This window comes from Rhizobium cerradonense, assembly GCF_030182455.1.
GTDB lineage: Bacteria > Pseudomonadota > Alphaproteobacteria > Rhizobiales > Rhizobiaceae > Rhizobium.
In genome coordinates, this window is record NZ_JAQJCK010000005.1 from 235669 (window position 1) to 253284 (window position 17616).

Genomic DNA, 17616 nt, shown 5'->3' on the forward strand with positions numbered 1-17616 from the left:
TTGTCATATGTCATCTATGATCCCGTCAACTCAGAAGGATTTTGGAGGATCATCGTGTCCATGGACCCGCAAGCTCTCAAGGCCGCGCTTGGCGCCGGGCTCTTGTCTTTTCCCGTGACGCCGTTTGGCAAGGACGGCAATTTCAATCGCGCTGCCTATAGCGATCATGTCGGCTGGCTTTCGGGCTTCAAGGCAAGCGTGCTTTTCGCCGCCGGCGGCACCGGCGAATTCTTCTCGCTGGCGCCGGATGAAATCCCGACAATCGTCAGCGCCGCAAAGGCGGCCGCGGGCGATACGCCGATCGTCGCGGGTTGCGGTTATGGCACGCGCATCGCCGTTCAGATCGCTCAATCGGCGGAGAAAGCCGGGGCAGACGGCATCCTGCTTCTCCCGCATTACCTGATCGAGGCGCCGCAGGACGGCATGTTCCAGCATATCAAGGCAGTCTGCGATGCCGTTTCGATCGGCGTCATGGTCTATAATCGCGACAATTCCATTCTGACGGCTGAAACGCTTGCTCGGCTCTGCGATGCCTGCCCGAACCTCGTCGGTTTCAAGGACGGCTCCGGCGATATCGGCCTGGTGCGCAAGATCACCGCGACGATGGGTGAGCGACTGACCTATCTCGGCGGCATGCCGACGGCCGAACTTTTTGCCGACGCTTATCTCGGTGCGGGTGTCACCACCTATTCCTCGGCCGTTTTCAACTTCGTACCGGCGTTGGCGCAGAATTTCTACAAGGCGCTGCGCGCCGGCGACACGGCGGCGACCAACAAGCTGCTGATCGATTTCTTCTATCCCTTCATGAACATCCGCAACCGCCAGAAGGGCTATGCCGTGTCGGCCATCAAGGCCGGCGTACGGTTGCTCGGCTTTGATGCCGGTTCGGTTCGCCCACCGCTGACCGACCTGACCGAACAGGAAGTTGCCATGCTCGATGATCTGATCAGGCCGTACCGCCCATGAAAATCTCCGCTGTTCACACCCATCTGCTCGACCATAAGCTGGATCACGCCTTCGAAAGCGCTTCCATGCGCTTCGACCGCCGCCAGCATTGCCTCGTCGAAATCGTCTGCGATGACGGTACCGTCGGCTGGGGCGAATGCCTCGGCCCGGCAGGTCCCAACGCCGCGGTGGTGAAAGCCTACACCCCTCGCCTGCTCGGCCGCGACCCGCGCGATACGGAGGTGATCTGGCTCGAACTCTACAATCTCCTACGTGATCAGGGCCAACGCGGCCTGACGGTGACGGCGCTCAGCGGTATCGACATCGCGCTCTGGGATATCAAAGGCAAGCACCACGGCACCTCCGTGTCGCGGCTGCTCGGCGGCCGCTTCCGCGAGGATGTAAAGGCCTACGCCACCGGTTCCTTCCGAAAGGATGGCGTCGACCCGGTCTCCGATATCGCCGCCGAAACCGCCGCCTATGTTGCCCAAGGGTTCCATGCGGTGAAGATCAAGATCGGGTTTGATGTCGAAGAGGATATCGCCGTCATCCGCGCCGTGCGCGAAGCAATCGGTCCAAATATACGGCTGATGATCGATGCCAATCACGGCTATGACGCGCTGGAAGCCTGCACGGTCGGCAAGGCCGTTGCGAAATACGGCGTCGATTGGTTCGAAGAGCCGGTCGTTCCGGAACAGCTCAGCGCCTATCGCGCGGTGCGCGCCGGCCAGCCGATCCCTGTCGCCGGCGGAGAGACCTGGCATGGCCGCTTCGGCATGCGCGAGCCGCTGGAAACCCGCGCCGTCGATATCATCCAGCCCGATATCTGCGGCACCGGCGGCTTCAGCGAAATGCGCAGGATTGCCGATATGGCCGCCATCAACGGCGTTCGCCTCGTCCCGCATGTCTGGGGAACGGGTGTCGCCATCGCGGCCGGCCTGCAGTTCATCGCCGCCCTGCCCCCGGACCCGCCGCGCCGCAATGGCCGGCCGCCGATCCTGGAATTCGACCGCACCCGCAATCCATTCCGCCAGGCCGTGCTGACAAAGCCGCTGGATCATGTGAACGGCGTCGTCGCCATTCCCGATGGCCCCGGTCTCGGCATCGAGATCAACCGCGACGCGCTGGAGCAATACCGGCTGAAGGATTGAGCGGATAAATTCGGCAGGAATTTCGGCCGTTACGGCTGAACGCTATCGATATTGTTTGTGGCCCAAGACCCCTGTTTTGGGCCATACCACATCACCCAATCTTCGCGGTGACCAGCTCCGAACCATAGGCATCCCGCAATTCGCCCTCCTCACCCTTAGCCCGATCGACCGCCTTGTGGATCAGGATTGACGTGTAACCTTCCGTGGCGGTGCCCTCGATCAATGTGACATCCGCATTTCCTGGATTGTCCGAGCGTTCGAACCAATCGACGGAATGATGCAGAAAATTCATTTCGAACGCCCTGTTGGTGACGCCGTGGCCAACGATAATGACATTGTTTCTGCCATGCTTAGCCTCGTGCATGACCGTCTGGAGGAATAGGCGGACCCTCTGCGCCACATCCGCCCTGCTCTCGCCGTCGGGAGGCCTTGCATAGAATTTCCCGTTGTTGTTACGCAGCCTGGCCCATTTTTCGAATTCCTCGGGAAACTTCCGTTTCTGTTCTGCACGATCATAGATTTCGGTGAAGAGGCCGAAATCCTGTTCCCGCAACAGGTAATCCTCCCGAGAGTCGGTGACGCACTCGCTCGGCAGGACTTCGAGCAAAGCATCCTTGCTCTGTAGCGTCCTCAGATAAGGGGAATACCAGATGCTCAGTTTTGACGCTTCAGCGCTTGGTCGGGCTTTCAGATGGGAGGCGATCACACGTCCGGCTTCCAGCACCTGCCGATAGCCCCACTGCGTCAACGGAACGTTGTGATCACCGAACTGCCGGTAAGCCTGCTCGCTGATGTTGCCAAGGGATTCGCCGTGTCGAACGAGAAAGATGTGCATCAACAATCCGCATTGTCCGATCTGAAATCGAGCTCATCATGAATGGGAAGCGCAGAGTGCGCAACGCATTAGCTTCTTTGCCCCGGATGATTGCATGGGATGGATCGAAACGGCAGCCGACCTTTTCGGCTTAACGCCGCATGTCCGATTTCAAGCAGATTCGGCCCGCGCCTCTGTTTCCGCCCTCAGTGTTTCCAGGCTGACGACTGCCTTGATCGGCAGGTGATCAGAGGCGACACGCGCCAATGGCGAGTCATGAACCTCCACTGTCGAGATCAGTCCGCGACGATTGGCCATGATGCGGTCCAGCGCCAGAAGCGGCAGGGTGGAGGGAAAGCTTGGCACCGCCGGCGGCAGCGGGCCGAAGGCGGCCTGGAAGGTGTTGAGCGACGAGCGGTCGCCGAGCCGCCATTCGTTGAGATCGCCGAGGAGGATGGTCGGCGTGTCATTGTCGGTTCTCATCAGGTCGACGATCAAACGCGCCTGCTGGGCACGGGAGCTATGCAGCAGCCCGAGATGAGCAGCGATGATCCTGAGCGCTCCGCCGCGGGCCAGCTCGATTTCCGCGAGCAGCGCGCCGCGGGGCTCGAGCCCCGGCAGGTTGATCTGATGTACATCGCGTACCGTACCCTGCTTGAACAGCACGACATTGCCATGCCAGCCATGCGCCTTGCTGACACCCGCCACGGGCACGGGAATTAGGCCGGTTTCCAGCTCGAGCCGCCGCAGGTCAAGCAGACCCGTGCGTTCGCCAAACCGCGTATCGGCCTCCTGCAAGCCGATGACATCGGCATCGATTTCATGGATGACCCGGCTGATCCGCTCCGGATCGAAACGGCGATCGGCGCCGACGCATTTGTGAACATTGTAGGAGGCGATCAATGTGCCTGCGGGACGTGCTCGTTCGCCGGCATGCATCGTCCGCGACTTCTTTCTGTTCTTCAACGTTTCGAAAATGCTTGCACGGAGACTCTCGTTCTTTTTCCGCATCTGTCCGTTGACCATTTCCGTTGTCAAAGCCTGCCGAGCGGCGTCTTCAGGAGGAGTATAGGGAGTGATTGCCGGCCTTGTCATGTGAAAAGGCTTGTTTGTAGAAAGACGGACCGCGCCACTTTGTTCAGAGATAGGGCGAACCGAGCCACAGGATCTTTTCTATCAGGCGGACGATGAAGGGGCGAGCGCGCAGCTTGCCGAGCTCGACCGGGATCGCCGTTTCGAGGATCGCGCCGATACGCGCATCGAGCGCGCCCGCAAAGCCGCGGTCCATCACCTCCAGATCGACTTCGAAATTCAGCCGTAGAGAGCGCGGGTCAAGATTGGAAGAACCGACATAGGCCCAGGTGCCATCGACCGTCAGCAGCTTCGAATGATTGAAAGGGCCATCAGCCCGCCAGATGCGGCAATAATCCTTCAGCATCTGATCGAACTGCGCGGTCATGGCACGGTCGACAAGCACAAGATTGTTGGCCGCCGGCACGATGACATCCACTTCGACGCCACGTCTTGCCGCTGTCACCAGCGCGCTGATCAACTCGCGATCCGGCAGGAAATAGGGCGACATGATGCGGATGGAGGTGCGGGCGACCGAGAATGCACCGATCAGCATTTTATGGTTCGTCTCGACGCTGCGGTCGGGTCCGGAGGCAATGACGCGCATGAAGACCGGCGCGCCGGGTTCGTTCGCGGGCGTCCCAATCCGCCAGTGGTCACCGCTGAGTGCCTCGCCGGTGGCAAAACGCCAGTCCTCGGCGGCCGTGTTGAACAGATCGGCGACGGCGGGGCCGGTGACGCAAAAATGCATGTCGCGGGCGCAGTGATCCCCGGCGAACTCCCTGGCGAAACCCTTGCGGATATTCATGCCGCCGGTAAAGGCAATGCGGCCGTCAATGGCCAGGATCTTACGGTGGGTGCGCAGATTGGCATAGGGCAACCTGAGGCCGATGATCACATTGCCGTTGAAGACGTCCACCTGCACGCCGCCTTCTTTGAGATGGCCCATGATGCTCGGCACCGAATACCGTGCGCCGACCGCATCGATCAGCACGCGCACGCTGACGTCTCGTTTGACCGCCTCAATCAGCGAATCGGCGATGCGCAGGCCGATCGGATCGCGGTCGAAAATATAGGTCTCCAGCAGGATGCTGCGTTCGGCGCCATCGATGGCGGCTTTCATCGCAGCGTAGGCGACATCGCCGCTCTCCAGCATTTCGATGGTATTGCCCGTACTCATCGGATAGCGCGCCACGCGGTCGCCAAGCGTCTTCATGGATCCGAAGCGCTCGCCAAAGATCCGGCGCACGACTTCGCCCTGCGCATCGAAGCTCGCGAGTACGCCCGAGGCATCCTTCTGGAACAGGACGTTGCGCTGCGAGGTTAGCGAAGCCCGGCGGATGCGGTTGATACCGGCCACTGCATAGAGCAGAGCCCCCACGATGGGCGACAGGATGATGACGCCGACCCAGCCGATCGCCGCGCGAACCTCTTCCTTCGTCATCGCCGCATGAATGGCCGCTGCCGCCCCCATGGCGATGGAAAGGACAGCGAGGATTTGGCCCCAATGGGCAATCACCAGGTCAAACATGGGGGGAGTATAACTTTGCCCGTGAAAGCTGCAATCGATCGCAAGGTCTATTCCCGGTCCCGTCGACAAAACGTTCTATGAAAAGACTGTGTATTAGATGTTTTTAAATTGAATGACGATTATGCTCTCGCCATATTGGCGGTTCGGTCGCTTCGCTATCGTCCATCACAGTACACGAGCGAAGCACCTGGCGCAGCCTGGGCATTGAGACAGGGAGAGTTTTGCTCCGTGGTCCCTCAGAGCCGGCATGCCGGCTGCTCGGGAAGGCATGAAAGCCCGCATTTCAAGACGGGCATTTTTTCTTCAACCATGTTCAATAATGCGAACGGAGGACGGCAATGTTGGAATCCCGGGACGAATGGATCAAGAAGCGCGCCTACGCCATATGGGAGGAAGAAGGATATCCTTCCGGCCGTGATACGGTTCATTGGGAACAGGCGAGCAGCGAGCGCATCGCGCTTGAGAAAAAGGCCGGAAAGAAGGAGAAGGTCGACACTAAACCTAAGACCGACTCCAAACCCAAGATAAAGGGTCAAGCGGCTGCTGTAATGGCTGCGGCCGTTGCCGGAGCGACCGCAAAGGCCGCGACGAAACGAGCGTCAAAAAAAACCGGTGACGCGAAGATCTGACGTAAACTTCGCGGTTGGTGAGACAATCGGCGACATGATCGGCCCGGGTTGAGTTCGGGCCGTTGGCTTGTTGCGCCATGTTGCCGAATTTTCGCAAGGATTTCGGTAAATTACGCGTCCTGCGCGAATAGATGTCACATATCCATGGTACGTAGCGAAAAGGGGAACTTCGCCAGGGTAATAACGACATGAATCGCGTTGAAGTCTTTGTTCTGGCTGTCGGGGCAGGCTGGTGCTTGGCGGCTGGATCGACGTAATCCCATGCTATCCCTCCTCCTTCTCGCCACTCTTTATCTCTTTGCGGCGCTGGTTCTGATTTTCATCATCGACCGCTCTGTCGGCATCATGTTCCCCGCATCGACTGAGGATACGCGCTCCGCGGCGCACCCTCCCCTCCCAGATGCTTCGAACTGATCGCCCATATTCTGCTGAAATCGGAACTTTTTCCGTGGCGTTGGGTTGGTTTTCTCATAGGCAGCAAGGAGAAACATCATGCCCCGAGGAGACAAATCCGCATATACCGACAAGCAGAAGCGTAAGGCTGAACATATCGAGGAAAGCTACGAAAGCCGTGGCGTTTCCGATGAAGAAGCCGAACGTCGTGCCTGGGCGACCGTAAACAAGGAAAGCGGCGGCGGTAAAAAATCCGGCTCCGGCCGAGGCCATAGCGAAAGCCACGCATCCTCTGAAAAGGGCGGACGCATCGGCGGCAAGGCATCCGCGAGCCGCTCTGCGAGCGAACGTTCCGCATCGGCAAAGAAAGCCGCTGCAACGCGCAAACGCAACGAGCACCGCGCTCATCACTAACGTCAAATTCTTGAGGAAGGAGCCCTGCTATGGCCCGATCCCAAAAGAAGAAATGGTCACATGACGTGACCGAGAACAGCGACGCCTTGGACTTGAAAGACGGCGTCTTCAAATCGCGCGATCCCAAGGCCATTGCCGACTCTCTCAAGCATTCCGCAGAGGCGAGCGATCGCCGCAAGTCCAGCCCCTTCCGTTCCGCTATGTCGATGCTAAATTTCTATATCAATCGCGCCGGCAGCCATCTCAGCAAGCGGCAGAAACAGACGCTCGAAGCCGCCAAGGATGAGTTGCGCAAGGATTTTGGCCGCGAACCGAAATAGACCTGCAACGGGACGGAAGGATTCTTGAATGCCCTATGAGCTTTACTACTGGGACGGCATCCAAGGCCGTGGCGAGTTTGTGCGCTTGGCGCTCGAGGAGGCCGGCGCCGACTATATCGACATCTGCCGGGGTCCTGCGAGCGAAGGCCAAGGCATTCACGCGATGATGGCGGTGATGAAGAGCAAATCCGAGGCGCATATACCGCTTGCCCCTCCTTTCCTGAAAGACGGCGATCTCATCATCTCCCATGTCGCCAATATCCTGATGTATCTCGGTCCGAAACTTGGGCTCACACCTGAGGGTCCAGCCGCGCGCCATGTCGTAAACGGATTGCAACTGACGATCACCGATCTTGTTGCCGAAGTGCACGATACGCACCATCCGATCGCCACCTCAAAATATTATGAGGAGCAGAAGGAGGAGGCCAAGGCCCGCGCTGCCGAGTTCATCGATAATCGCATGCCGAAATTCCTCGGCTATTTCGAACGCGTTCTGCGGCAAAACCCGCACGGGCCAGCGCACATATTCGGCGATCGGCTGACCTATGTCGATCTGTCTCTATTCCAGGTGTTCGAAGGACTGCGTTACGCCTTTCCTCGTGCGACGTCGCAACTGAGCACTCAATATCCGCACCTAGCAGCTCTGCATGATGCCGTCGCTGAACGGCCGAACATCGCCCGCTATCTCAAATCTGAGCGCCGCATTCCTTTTAATGAAGACGGCATCTTCCGGCACTATCCCGAATTGGATAAAAATGCGGCATGAGCGAAGCAGCTTTGTTGGCTCGGTTCCTGCCGGTCTGCTGGGGCATTTGGGCAGTAATTTGGTTTGTTGCATCGTTCCGCGTCAAGAAGACGACGCGGAGCGAAGATCCGTTGTCACGGCTATCAAACACGGCACCTATCTGGATCGGCGCTTTTTTGCTGGCGGCGCCGCCATCTTGGCTCGGCCTCCTGTCCTTCCGGCTCCTCCCGCAAGATCTGATCTATTACGGCATCGGCGCGGCTCTGACCGTCATCGGCCTCGCCTTCGCCGTCTGGGCGCGCTATCACCTCGGCCGTAATTGGAGTGGCGTGATCACCGTCAAGGAAGATCATGCGCTCATCCGCACCGGCCCCTACGCCATCGTTCGCCATCCGATCTATTCCGGCCTGCTGCTTGCCGTCATCGGCTCTGCAATCACCCGCGGCCATATCGGCGCGATGCTCGCGATCGCATCCATGTTGTACGCCGTCCTGCGCCGTGTCCGCATCGAGGAGCGCTGGATGAGCGAGACATTCGGCCAAGCCTATACGGACTACAAGGCCGAGACGCCAGCGCTGGTGCCGTTCGTCGCGTAGGATTTGTCGTAAAGCGTTGCGATATGCCGGCACCCCCTGATCCTATTGAAAGGCGGTTCGACTATCCGGTATCGCCCCACTAGCTTCTATGTCGGAGGCACCGCTGGCGTAAGACCATGACGGATCATGATTTCCGCCATTTTCGCCCGATCTGGCGGACCTCCGGCGGCCGCGTTGAGCACCGCGAAGGCCTCGCGGAAATATTCCGGCCCGATCGCTGCCGGTGTGGCCACACAGAGTGCCTTTACGTCCTGGCCGCCGTTGTTATCAAACCGATGAACGGCGCCGCGCGGAATGCACAGTACCTGCCCCGGCCCGACGTCGATCTGCTTTTCATCCACCGTCCAGGTCAGCACCCCTTCGAGGCCGTAGATCGTCTCCTCGTAGTGATTGTGGCTGTGAGCCGGCGCCGGCAGTCGCAGCGCGGCGGGGACCATGAGTTCGAAGGCCGCAATGCTGTCGTTCGAGTTGTCCGCAGTCACAAGGAAGCGAACGGCGAACCCTTTGGAACCAATGGTTTCGTCGGAAGGATTGACACGGAGATTAGCGGTTTCATGTGGCATTGCAAAGCTCCCATCGGTAAATTAAATTTACCGTCTAGAAGTAAATGAAGTTTACCGGGTCGTCAATGTCTACAGTCACGAAAGCTTGCCGATGAAGACCGAAGATATACTGATAGGGGCCCTGCTACGCGTGCCCGCCCAGGCAATTCAGCGCCGGTTGATTAAGGGGCTCAACGCCACCGGCTTTGAGGAACTGCGTCTGCCGCATATGGCGGTTCTGCAATTTCCAGGACCGGACGGGGCAAGGCCGGGTATGATCGCCGAACGCGCCGGCATGAGCAAACAAGCCATCAACCAGCTACTCCGCAGCCTCGAGGGCTTCGGCTATATTGTCCGCTCCGATGTTCCAGGCGAAGGCAACGCGCGTATCGTCCGCTTTACTGAACGCGGACACGCTGCATTCGGGAAGATGGTCGACATATTGCGCGACATTGAGGACGAGTGGCGCGTCGAGCTCGGGCCGGAGCGTTTCGCCGAACTCAAGGCGCTGCTGTTTGACGTCTGGGACAGTCCACTGGTGCGCTAGATCAAATCATTTGCAACGCGTTCTAGCTTCTCAGCGGTTCGGCCGCCTCGAAGAAATCGGCCCACGGGTCGGCGGAGCGTTCGTCGAGCCGTGAGGCTGCATTTTTTACCGTGAATGACGACGGGCCGGTGCGATCCGTCAATTCGTCCCAGGCAAGTGGCATCGAAATCGCCGCTCCCGGTCTTGCGCGGGTCGAATAGGCTGCTACGGCCGTATTGCCGCGGCCATTGCGCAGATAGTCGATGAAAATGTGGCCGGCCCGTTTCGCCTTCGCTGCGACGGAGAGGTATTTTTCGGGATTGTCGGCGCTCATGCCCTCCGCGATCGCTTCCGCAGCGGCTTTGACATCCGGCCACGCAGCCTTTGGCTCGAGAGGGGCGACGACATGCAATCCCTTGCCGCCGGACGTCTTGACGAAGGAGGCAAGGCCCAAAGCCTGGAACCGTTCCTTGATTTCCTTAGCCGCCGCAATGACCGCGCTCCAGGCAACATCCTCGCCGGGATCGAGATCCATGATGATCATGTCCGGCTTTTCCCAATGCGCCGTTGTCGCGCCCCAGGGGTGGATTTCGAGGGAGGCGGATTGGACCAGTGCAACAAGGCCGTCGAAATCCTTGATCCGCAACAGCTTTTCCCCGTCCTTTTCCTCCGGGTCGGCTATCTCTTCGATATGCCGATTGATGCCTTTCCAAGCATGCTTCTGAAAGAACCGCGGACCCTTTATGCCATCCGGGCAACGCAGCAATGCCAAGGGCCGATCGACGACGAAAGGCGCCATGCGCGGCCAGGCAAGCGCGTAATAATCGACCAGATCCTGTTTGCTGACGCCGTCGTCCGGCCAATAGATCCGCTCCGGATGCGTCAATTGCACGGAGGTCTTTACAAGGTCTCGTGTGGGCGTCTTTGCCATATCGCGTACGCTCCATCATGGATATTGACGCCGCCTAAAACGATCGCGCCGGGCATAGGTTCCATTCCCCGACGCAGGAAGTCGATTGCCGGCCCTCGCCTTACGGCATCAACTGGCCGCCGTTGACCTCGATGACCTGCCCGGTGATGTAGCCGGAAAGGGTCGGTGAAGCGAGGAAGAGGTAGGCGCCGACGCAATCTTCCGAGGTGCCGACAAAGCCCATCGGGATGGTCCTGCGCTGCAGTTCCATCTGCTCATCGTTGGTGTAGCGCTCATGGAAGGGCGTGGCGATGACGCCTGGTGCCACGGCATTGACGCGGATCTTATCGGCGACGAATTCCTTGGCATGGCCATGGGTGATGGTCGAAACGAAGCCCTTGGAGGCGGCATAGAGGATCGCACCGTTGCCGCCGCCGTTGCGGGCGGCAATCGAGGTAGTATTGATGATGAAACCGCCCTGTTTCTTGAGATAGGGATGGGCAGCGCGCGTTGCGGCTAGGACCGAGCGGGCGTTGAGATTCATCACGCGCTCGTAATGTTCATCGGTCATTGCGGAGGTCGGCACACGACCGAGCATGCCGCCGGCATTGTTCACCAGGCCATCGAGTCCGCCGAATGCCTTCGCTGTCTCATTGACGACGCGCTCAGTCTCGCCATCCTGCGAGACGTCGCCCTGGACCAGATGCACATGGCCGCCGCCGGCGGTGATCTCCGCTGCCAGCTTTTCGGCTGGTTCACGGCTGGCGTTAAAATGGATGCCGACCTTCATCCCCTGCTGGGCAAAAGCACGGGCAAGAGCTGCGCCGATACCGGTCGATGCACCGGTTATCAACACCCGCTTGCCGGCGAGATCAGGAATGCGGATGGAAGCGAGTAGTTGCGCAAGTTCTGCCATGACAGCTCCTCCTGAATGTCAAAAACGTAAAAGCTTAAAACAATTGGCATCGGTAATATCAGTCGGAATTGCGATCAGGCAATGCATGCGCCGCCAACAAAAAGCGGGCGGCAGGGAAACCCCCGGCCGCCCGCCGTCAAATTCCTGTGATGCCGTCAGACCCGCTCGAGCGCGATCGCGATGCCTTGGCCGACACCGATGCACATGGTCGAGAGTGAATAGCGTCCGCCGGTCTCCTTCAATTCCAGCGCCGCCGTGCCGGTGATGCGAGCGCCGGACATGCCGAGCGGATGGCCAAGCGAGATGGCGCCGCCGTTGCGATTGACGCGGGCGTCCTCGTCGGCAATGCCGAGCTCGCGCAGTACCGCAAGACCTTGCGAGGCGAAGGCTTCGTTGAGTTCGATGACGTCGAATTGCTCCTGTTTCAGGCCGAGTCGGGCCATCAGCTTGCGGGATGCCGGCACCGGGCCGATGCCCATGATGCGCGGCGGCACGCCGGCGGCAGCCCCGCCGAGGATACGGGCAATCGGCGTCAGGCCGTATTTCTTCGCCGCCGCTTCCGAAGCGATAATCAGCGCCGCCGCACCGTCGTTGACGCCGGAGGCATTACCGGCGGTCACCGTGCCGCCCTCCTTCTTGAAGGGCGTGCCAAGCTTTGCCAGCGCTTCCATCGTCGTTGCGCGCGGATGTTCGTCCTTGCCGACGACGATCGCATCGCCCTTGCGCTGCGGGATCGTTACCGGCGTGATCTCCGTGGCAAGCCGGCCATTTTCCTGTGCGGCCGCAGCCTTGGCCTGCGAGCGGACGGCGAAGGCGTCCTGGTCTTCGCGGCTGACCTTATAATCCTCCGCAACGTTCTCACCGGTTTCCGGCATCGAATCAACGCCATACTGCTTTTTCATCACGGGATTGATGAAACGCCAGCCGATGGTAGTGTCGTAGATTTCGGCATTGCGGGAAAAGGCGCTATCGGCCTTCGGAATGACGAAGGGCGCGCGTGACATGCTCTCGACGCCGCCGGCGATCATCAGTTCGGCCTCGCCTGAACGAATGGCGCGTGCTGCGGTGATAACGGCGTCCATGCCTGAGCCGCAAAGGCGGTTGATCGTCGTGCCCGAAACGGAAACCGGCAGGCCGGCGAGCAGCGCCACCATACGGGCGACGTTTCTGTTATCCTCGCCGGCCTGGTTGGCGCAGCCGTAGATCACGTCGTCGACCGCTTCCCAATCGACCGAACCGTTGCGCGCGATGAGCGCCTTCAGCGGCACTGCACCGAGATCGTCGGCGCGGACAGAGGAAAGCGAACCACCGAAACGGCCGATCGGCGTGCGGATATAGTCACAGATAAACGCTTCGGTCATCAGGCTGCCTCATGTGCTTTCTTGGTGCGTGCATTGATGTCGCGCAGAACGGAGAGTTCGGTTTCGGTGGGCGCCGGCGTCTCGATAACCTCGTCGGCAAACTTGATCGCCCAGCCGCAATTCTCCGATATTTGCTCACGGGTGACACCCTTGTGGATCGACACGACGGTCAACTCCTTGGTCACCGGATCCGGCTCGAGAATGCAGAGATCGGTGATAACCCGAGTCGGGCCTTTCGTCTTCATGCCAAGCCGTTCGCGATGGTTGCCGCCTTCACCGTGGCCCATCGAGGTGATGAAGAGCAGCTTTTCGACGAAGCCACGCTTGGAAAGCGCCATGGTGATGAAGATCTGGCCGCAATTGCTGGCGATTTCCGGCGCGCCGCCGCCGCCCGGCAAGCGAACCTTCGGATGATCATAAGGGCCGACGACCGTGGTATTCAGATTGGCAAACCGGTCGATCTGCGCGCCGCCGAGAAAGCCCGTCGTAACCCGCCCGCCTTGCAACCAGTAACGGAACATCTCCGGCACCGAGACCGTGAAGAGCGCGGTATCGCAAAGCTCGCCGTCTCCGATCGAGAGTGGCAGCACATCCGGCTTGGTGCCGACGGTGCCGCTTTCATAGATAAGCGTAATGTCGGGCGCATGCGTCAGTCGCGCAACGTTGCATGCGGCCGATGGCGCGCCGATGCCGACGAAGCAGACGTCATCATTGGTGAGTGCACGCGCCGCGGCGATGGTCATCATTTCCGTGGGGGTAAAATCGGTCATCTCTGCCTCCTCACGCTGCGTTCTTTTTTGCATATTTGGCGAAATCTTCCGGCCCGGCTTCCATGACATTCTCCCTGATCCAGGCCTGGAAGCTGTCACGGTCGCGGGCGATTTCGTCCCAAGCAATGTAGAAGGCGTTCGAGCGCGCATAATAGCCCTGCGCATAGGAGGGGAAGGCGCCGCCCGGCACATGCGCAACCGAGGTTACCGCCCAGGTCGGCAGCACGACGGAATTCGGCGATGGCGGGTTCAGTTCGTCGACGATCTCTTCGACCGTGACGATCGACCGTCTGGCAGCAAGCACCGCTTCCTTCTGCACGCCGACAATACCTTCGAGCAAGACATTGCCCTTTCGGTCGGCGCGCAGCGCGTGGATGATCGTGACATCCGGCCGGATCGCGGGAACAGCGGCCAGCACTTCGCCGGTGAACGGGCAAGTCACGCTTTTGATGTTCGAATTGACCTTCGGCAGGTCAGCGCCGATATAGCCGCGTAGCATCGCGAAGGGCAGATTGGCAGCCCCCGCCTCATAGGCGTTTGCCATCGCCGCATGCGAATGTTCCTCGATCTCCAACGGCCGCGGCCACTGGTTTTCCACGGCGTCACGGAAGCGATGCAACGAGCCGACGCCGGGATTGCCGCCCCAGGAAAATTTCATGCCGCGCGCGGCACCGACGCCGATCAACTGGTCGTAGAGGATGTCCGGCGTCATGCGGATCAGGTAAAGATCCTTCTTCCCCTGCCGGATGACCTCGTGCCCGGCGGCATAGGGGATGAGATGGGTAAACCCTTCCATGGCGACGGTATCCCCATCCCGCACATTTTCCGCCACCGCTTCCGAAAGCGATACGATCTTCGCCATGAGGCCTCCCAAAATAGTCATGTGGTATGGGTCAATAAGCGCCTCCAGGCGACCAACGTCAAATATTTTGTGCGTTATTTGACTTTTGTTCATATATCGCACAAAATGCCCTTACCTGGAGGAAGACTATGCGTGAAACTGATTTCGTAAGCGGCTTTGCCAAAGGATTGAAAACAATCGAAGCCTTCGGCGAGACGCGCCAGAGACTATCGATCGCCGAGGCGTCGAAGCTAACCGGACTCGATCGCGCAACGGTGCGCCGCTCGCTGCTGACGCTCGCCGAACTTGGTTATGCCGACTATGACGGAAAATTCTTCGCGCTGACGCCGAAAATCCTGCGGCTCGGCCATGCCTATCTTTCGGCGACGCCGCTTCCGACGATCATCCAGCCCTATCTCGATCAACTTTCAGAGCGCGCCGGTCACAACGCTTCCGCTTCGGTGCTGGACGGCACAGAAATCGTCTATATCGCCCGCGCCTCACAACGCCGGGTGATGTCGATCAACCTCACGCCCGGCAGCCGCCTGCCCGCCTATTGCGCCTCCATGGGCCGCGTCTTGCTCGGCGCCTTGCCGGAAAATGAGGCGCGCGCCGTGCTTGCCCGCACGGAGATCAAGGCCAACACGCCGAATACCAAGACAGATCCGGAAGTGTTGATGGCCGAGTTTCGCCAAGTACGGGCTCAGGGCTATGCCGTCATTGACCAGGAGCTGGAAATCGGCCTCTGCTCCATTGCCGTTCCGGTGGAGAACGATCGCGGCCAGACGGTTGCGGCAATCAATATCGGCGCGCCGGCGGCCTATGTTGCCGCTGCCGAGATGGCGGAGCGCTATCTGCCGCTGCTGCGGGAAACGCAGAAGATGCTGCGGCTGGTTCTGCGTTAGCCTTCACGTCCCTCGAAGCACGAGGGCGGGTGATTGGACTCCGATTTTCGATTGCCTTGCTCACATTCCGAGCCTCTGTCGTTCCTCAATGCGCCATGCGCGGGGTGTCTGGCCGGTTTGCTTCACAAAGAAGCGCGAGAAATAGGTGGGGTCGCTAAATCCGAGGCGATAGCTGATCTCCTGCACGCTGCCCAAGGTAAAGACCAATTCGCGCTTGGCCTCGTCCACCAGCTTGCGCGCGATGAGCTCATGGGCGCCATGGCCGGTCTTGCGGCGCACGATGCGGTTCAGATGTGTCGGCGAGATACCGAGCGCTTCGGCGTAAAAGGCGGCGGGTTCGTGGGAGCGGAAATGCCGCTGGATGAGGCCGTTTAGTTTTTCCATCCGTTGTTCGCCTTCGTCGGACGCACCCTGCCCTTCGCTTTCCTGCTGCGAAAGACGAGCGGTCAGTAGCAGCGCCGAGGTAAGATAGGCTTCGAGCAGGTCGTTGCGGCCGCCACGGCGATTGGCGAACTCGCCGCCGAGCCGCTTCAAGGTTCTGGCGACGTAAGCCGCGTCTTGGTCGCTCATATCGAGCCGCGTCAGATGCGGCGCAGCCAGCCATTCGCCAAGCCGGCTGCGATCACCCGGCGCTGCCTTAAGATGCGAGATCAGCACGGTGATGACCAAGCCGTCGATATCCCTGGAAAAACGGAAACCATGATTGAGGCGCGGCGGGATGGTGATGACCGCGGGCGGCATGATGGCGTGACTCTCGCCGTCAAAGATCGCATCGCCAGAGCCGGCATCTATGTACAGGATCTGAAAGAAGCTCTCGTGGCGATGTGGTCGGATTTCCCAATGATGCAGGCTGCTGCGCGACGGGATTGTCTCGCAATGCAGCCAGAAATCCGGTCTTTTGCCCGTATTTTCACCGTAGAGCTCATAGGTCGGCACTGATTTCGACAAGGCTACCCTCCCTCCATCATGTTCGATTTGTGCAATTACTTGGGTGAAATGTCCATTGTTGGCGCCCTCGCCGCCGCGCAGAATGGGGAAAAAAGACGAAGCGTGGGAGGACATTATGCGCACTCAGGTCGCCATTATCGGTTCAGGTCCGTCCGGCCTGCTCTTGGGACAATTGCTGACGGAAGCCGGGATCGACAACGTCATCCTCGATCGCGTCGGCAAGGACCATATCCTCGGACGCGTTCGCGCCGGCGTCCTGGAAGAAGGTACGGTAGGGCTGATGGACAAGGCGAAATCCGGCGCGCGTCTGCATGCTGAGGGCTTGCCGCATAACGGCTTTTCACTTGCCTTCGACGGCCGCGATCATCGCATCGATCTTCATGATCTCACCGGAGGCAAGCGCGTCACGGTCTACGGCCAGACGGAACTCACCCGCGATTTGATGGCCCATCGCGAACAGAGCGGCGCCTTAACAATCTACGAGGCCGTCAATGTTCAGCCGCATGATTTCGACGGAAGCTCACCTTATGTCACCTACGAGAAAGATGGGGTAACCTACCATATTGATTGCGATTTTATCGCTGGCTGTGATGGTTTTCATGGCGCGAGCCGCAAATCGGTTCCGGAAAAATCGATCCGCAGTTTCGAGAAAATCTATCCTTTCGGCTGGCTCGGTCTGCTCGCCGACGTTCCGCCGGTCAATCACGAGCTGATCTATGCCAATCATCCGCGCGGATTTGCGCTCTGCTCCATGCGGTCGATGACGCGCAGCCGCTATTACATACAATGTCCGCTGGATGAGAAAATCGAGAACTGGAGCGACGACCGTTTCTGGGACGAACTGCGCCACCGTCTGCCCACGCATCATGCCGAGGCGCTGATCACCGGGCCTTCATTTGAGAAATCGATCGCGCCGCTGCGTTCCTTCGTCGCCGAGCCTATGCGCTTCGGTCGCCTGTTCCTCGTCGGCGACGCGGCCCATATCGTGCCACCGACCGGGGCCAAAGGCCTGAACCTTGCGGCGAGCGATGTGCATTATCTCTTCTCGGGTCTTGCCGAACATTATCAGGATCGCTCCAATACCGGCCTGGACGCTTATTCAGCCCATGCGCTCGCTCGCGTCTGGAAGGCGGTGCGCTTCTCCTGGTGGATGACGACGGTGATGCATCGTTTTCCCGACACCAGCGATTTCGACCAGAAAATACAGGAGGCGGAACTGGATTATCTCACCCGTTCCCGCGCCGCCTCGACCGTGCTGGCGGAGAATTATGTCGGCCTGCCCTATTGA

Annotated in this window: 21 protein-coding genes; 11 read left to right on the forward strand and 10 right to left on the reverse strand. The window is 59.6% G+C overall.

Features of this window, described 5'->3' with window-relative positions; genetic code table 11:
* Positions 1–60 precede the first annotated feature (60 nt).
* A complete protein-coding gene (kdgD, locus tag PH547_RS14525) occupies positions 61–966 on the forward strand; it encodes a 5-dehydro-4-deoxyglucarate dehydratase (RefSeq protein ID WP_283054098.1) in 906 nt (301 codons plus the stop codon).
* Positions 963–2096 (forward strand): mandelate racemase/muconate lactonizing enzyme family protein, encoded by a 1134-nt coding sequence (locus tag PH547_RS14530; RefSeq protein WP_285168666.1) that lies wholly within the window; start codon positions 963–965, stop codon positions 2094–2096. The genes kdgD and PH547_RS14530 overlap by 4 nt, the downstream gene beginning before the upstream one ends.
* A 91-nt stretch (positions 2097–2187) precedes the next feature.
* Here the strand turns inward: PH547_RS14530 and PH547_RS14535 are convergent, their stop codons facing one another.
* From PH547_RS14535 to PH547_RS14545, 3 genes are all read right to left on the reverse strand, one after another.
* Positions 2188–2931: a histidine phosphatase family protein gene (locus tag PH547_RS14535; RefSeq protein WP_285168667.1), complete on the reverse strand. Its 744-nt coding sequence runs from the start codon at positions 2929–2931 to the stop codon at positions 2188–2190.
* A 150-nt stretch (positions 2932–3081) separates the two neighbouring features.
* Positions 3082–3921, reverse strand: a complete 840-nt coding sequence (locus PH547_RS14540) for an endonuclease/exonuclease/phosphatase family protein (RefSeq protein ID WP_104826712.1) — start codon at positions 3919–3921, stop codon at positions 3082–3084.
* 127 nt (positions 3922–4048) lie between these two features.
* Positions 4049–5512: a phospholipase D-like domain-containing protein gene (locus PH547_RS14545; RefSeq protein ID WP_104826711.1), complete on the reverse strand. Its 1464-nt coding sequence runs from the start codon at positions 5510–5512 to the stop codon at positions 4049–4051.
* Positions 5513–5850: 338 nt separating this feature from the next.
* On the opposite strand from PH547_RS14545, the gene PH547_RS14550 reads away from it, so the two are divergent.
* The 6 genes from PH547_RS14550 to PH547_RS14575 all read left to right on the forward strand — a co-directional run bounded on the left by PH547_RS14550 (position 5851) and on the right by PH547_RS14575 (position 8609).
* Entirely contained in the window at positions 5851–6141 is a 291-nt protein-coding gene (locus PH547_RS14550) for a DUF2934 domain-containing protein (RefSeq protein WP_104826710.1), read from the forward strand.
* A gap of 261 nt (positions 6142–6402) precedes the next feature.
* The gene (locus tag PH547_RS14555; protein WP_285168668.1) at positions 6403–6555 is read left to right on the forward strand and encodes a hypothetical protein; all 153 of its coding nucleotides are present in this window, start codon (positions 6403–6405) and stop codon (positions 6553–6555) included.
* A gap of 78 nt (positions 6556–6633) precedes the next feature.
* Positions 6634–6948, forward strand: coding sequence for a plasmid stabilization protein (locus PH547_RS14560; protein ID WP_104826708.1), 315 nt, complete (start codon positions 6634–6636; stop codon positions 6946–6948).
* A gap of 29 nt (positions 6949–6977) precedes the next feature.
* Entirely contained in the window at positions 6978–7268 is a 291-nt protein-coding gene (locus PH547_RS14565; RefSeq protein WP_104826707.1) for a DUF3175 domain-containing protein, read from the forward strand.
* A 28-nt stretch (positions 7269–7296) separates the two neighbouring features.
* Positions 7297–8034 carry a glutathione S-transferase gene (locus tag PH547_RS14570; RefSeq protein WP_285168669.1) on the forward strand — a complete coding sequence of 246 codons (738 nt, stop codon included), beginning with the start codon at positions 7297–7299 and terminating at the stop codon, positions 8032–8034.
* Positions 8031–8609 carry a methyltransferase family protein gene (locus PH547_RS14575; RefSeq protein ID WP_104826705.1) on the forward strand — a complete coding sequence of 193 codons (579 nt, stop codon included), beginning with the start codon at positions 8031–8033 and terminating at the stop codon, positions 8607–8609. Before PH547_RS14570 ends, PH547_RS14575 begins: the two co-directional genes overlap by 4 nt.
* Before the next feature lie 86 nt (positions 8610–8695).
* Here PH547_RS14575 and PH547_RS14580 read toward each other — a convergent pair whose 3' ends face one another.
* On the reverse strand, positions 8696–9172 hold the full coding sequence (locus PH547_RS14580; RefSeq protein WP_104826704.1) for a cupin domain-containing protein: 477 nt from the start codon (positions 9170–9172) through the stop codon (positions 8696–8698).
* A 91-nt stretch (positions 9173–9263) separates the two neighbouring features.
* Between PH547_RS14580 and PH547_RS14585 the strand changes: the two genes are divergently transcribed.
* On the forward strand, positions 9264–9698 hold the full coding sequence (locus tag PH547_RS14585) for a MarR family winged helix-turn-helix transcriptional regulator (protein WP_104826703.1): 435 nt from the start codon (positions 9264–9266) through the stop codon (positions 9696–9698).
* Between the two features lie 22 nt (positions 9699–9720).
* Here the strand turns inward: PH547_RS14585 and ligD are convergent, their stop codons facing one another.
* The 5 genes from ligD to PH547_RS14610 all read right to left on the reverse strand — a co-directional run bounded on the left by ligD (position 9721) and on the right by PH547_RS14610 (position 14496).
* Positions 9721–10608 carry a non-homologous end-joining DNA ligase gene (ligD, locus tag PH547_RS14590; protein ID WP_104826702.1) on the reverse strand — a complete coding sequence of 296 codons (888 nt, stop codon included), beginning with the start codon at positions 10606–10608 and terminating at the stop codon, positions 9721–9723.
* 100 nt (positions 10609–10708) lie between these two features.
* A complete protein-coding gene (locus PH547_RS14595; RefSeq protein WP_104826701.1) occupies positions 10709–11503 on the reverse strand; it encodes an SDR family NAD(P)-dependent oxidoreductase in 795 nt (264 codons plus the stop codon).
* Positions 11504–11658: 155 nt separating this feature from the next.
* Entirely contained in the window at positions 11659–12864 is a 1206-nt protein-coding gene (pcaF, locus tag PH547_RS14600) for a 3-oxoadipyl-CoA thiolase (RefSeq protein WP_285168670.1), read from the reverse strand.
* On the reverse strand, positions 12864–13634 hold the full coding sequence (locus PH547_RS14605; protein ID WP_285168671.1) for a CoA-transferase subunit beta: 771 nt from the start codon (positions 13632–13634) through the stop codon (positions 12864–12866). The genes pcaF and PH547_RS14605 overlap by 1 nt, the downstream gene beginning before the upstream one ends.
* A gap of 10 nt (positions 13635–13644) precedes the next feature.
* Entirely contained in the window at positions 13645–14496 is an 852-nt protein-coding gene (locus tag PH547_RS14610; RefSeq protein ID WP_285168672.1) for a CoA transferase subunit A, read from the reverse strand.
* 128 nt (positions 14497–14624) lie between these two features.
* On the opposite strand from PH547_RS14610, the gene PH547_RS14615 reads away from it, so the two are divergent.
* The gene (locus PH547_RS14615; protein WP_104826697.1) at positions 14625–15380 is read left to right on the forward strand and encodes an IclR family transcriptional regulator domain-containing protein; all 756 of its coding nucleotides are present in this window, start codon (positions 14625–14627) and stop codon (positions 15378–15380) included.
* A 60-nt stretch (positions 15381–15440) separates the two neighbouring features.
* Here PH547_RS14615 and PH547_RS14620 read toward each other — a convergent pair whose 3' ends face one another.
* Entirely contained in the window at positions 15441–16328 is an 888-nt protein-coding gene (locus PH547_RS14620; RefSeq protein ID WP_285168673.1) for a helix-turn-helix domain-containing protein, read from the reverse strand.
* Between the two features lie 115 nt (positions 16329–16443).
* On the opposite strand from PH547_RS14620, the gene pobA reads away from it, so the two are divergent.
* The gene (gene pobA / locus PH547_RS14625; RefSeq protein ID WP_285168674.1) at positions 16444–17616 is read left to right on the forward strand and encodes a 4-hydroxybenzoate 3-monooxygenase; all 1173 of its coding nucleotides are present in this window, start codon (positions 16444–16446) and stop codon (positions 17614–17616) included.

What these genes read in the sequence shown, in the direction of transcription:
- ligD (WP_104826702.1), bottom strand. Translation starts at nt 10,608, where the DNA reads ATGGCAAAGACGCCCACACGAGACCTTGTAAAGACCTCCGTGCAATTG.
- PH547_RS14560 (WP_104826708.1), top strand. Translation starts at nt 6,634, where the DNA reads ATGCCCCGAGGAGACAAATCCGCATATACCGACAAGCAGAAGCGTAAG.
- PH547_RS14580 (WP_104826704.1), bottom strand. Translation starts at nt 9,172, where the DNA reads ATGCCACATGAAACCGCTAATCTCCGTGTCAATCCTTCCGACGAAACC.
- PH547_RS14610 (WP_285168672.1), bottom strand. Translation starts at nt 14,496, where the DNA reads ATGGCGAAGATCGTATCGCTTTCGGAAGCGGTGGCGGAAAATGTGCGG.
- PH547_RS14555 (WP_285168668.1), top strand. Translation starts at nt 6,403, where the DNA reads ATGCTATCCCTCCTCCTTCTCGCCACTCTTTATCTCTTTGCGGCGCTG.
- kdgD (WP_283054098.1), top strand. Translation starts at nt 61, where the DNA reads ATGGACCCGCAAGCTCTCAAGGCCGCGCTTGGCGCCGGGCTCTTGTCT.
- PH547_RS14585 (WP_104826703.1), top strand. Translation starts at nt 9,264, where the DNA reads ATGAAGACCGAAGATATACTGATAGGGGCCCTGCTACGCGTGCCCGCC.
- PH547_RS14575 (WP_104826705.1), top strand. Translation starts at nt 8,031, where the DNA reads ATGAGCGAAGCAGCTTTGTTGGCTCGGTTCCTGCCGGTCTGCTGGGGC.
- PH547_RS14550 (WP_104826710.1), top strand. Translation starts at nt 5,851, where the DNA reads ATGTTGGAATCCCGGGACGAATGGATCAAGAAGCGCGCCTACGCCATA.
- PH547_RS14545 (WP_104826711.1), bottom strand. Translation starts at nt 5,512, where the DNA reads ATGTTTGACCTGGTGATTGCCCATTGGGGCCAAATCCTCGCTGTCCTT.
- pobA (WP_285168674.1), top strand. Translation starts at nt 16,444, where the DNA reads ATGCGCACTCAGGTCGCCATTATCGGTTCAGGTCCGTCCGGCCTGCTC.
- PH547_RS14530 (WP_285168666.1), top strand. Translation starts at nt 963, where the DNA reads ATGAAAATCTCCGCTGTTCACACCCATCTGCTCGACCATAAGCTGGAT.
- PH547_RS14565 (WP_104826707.1), top strand. Translation starts at nt 6,978, where the DNA reads ATGGCCCGATCCCAAAAGAAGAAATGGTCACATGACGTGACCGAGAAC.
- PH547_RS14570 (WP_285168669.1), top strand. Translation starts at nt 7,297, where the DNA reads ATGCCCTATGAGCTTTACTACTGGGACGGCATCCAAGGCCGTGGCGAG.
- PH547_RS14605 (WP_285168671.1), bottom strand. Translation starts at nt 13,634, where the DNA reads ATGACCGATTTTACCCCCACGGAAATGATGACCATCGCCGCGGCGCGT.
- PH547_RS14535 (WP_285168667.1), bottom strand. Translation starts at nt 2,931, where the DNA reads ATGCACATCTTTCTCGTTCGACACGGCGAATCCCTTGGCAACATCAGC.
- PH547_RS14595 (WP_104826701.1), bottom strand. Translation starts at nt 11,503, where the DNA reads ATGGCAGAACTTGCGCAACTACTCGCTTCCATCCGCATTCCTGATCTC.
- pcaF (WP_285168670.1), bottom strand. Translation starts at nt 12,864, where the DNA reads ATGACCGAAGCGTTTATCTGTGACTATATCCGCACGCCGATCGGCCGT.
- PH547_RS14540 (WP_104826712.1), bottom strand. Translation starts at nt 3,921, where the DNA reads ATGCGGAAAAAGAACGAGAGTCTCCGTGCAAGCATTTTCGAAACGTTG.
- PH547_RS14615 (WP_104826697.1), top strand. Translation starts at nt 14,625, where the DNA reads ATGCGTGAAACTGATTTCGTAAGCGGCTTTGCCAAAGGATTGAAAACA.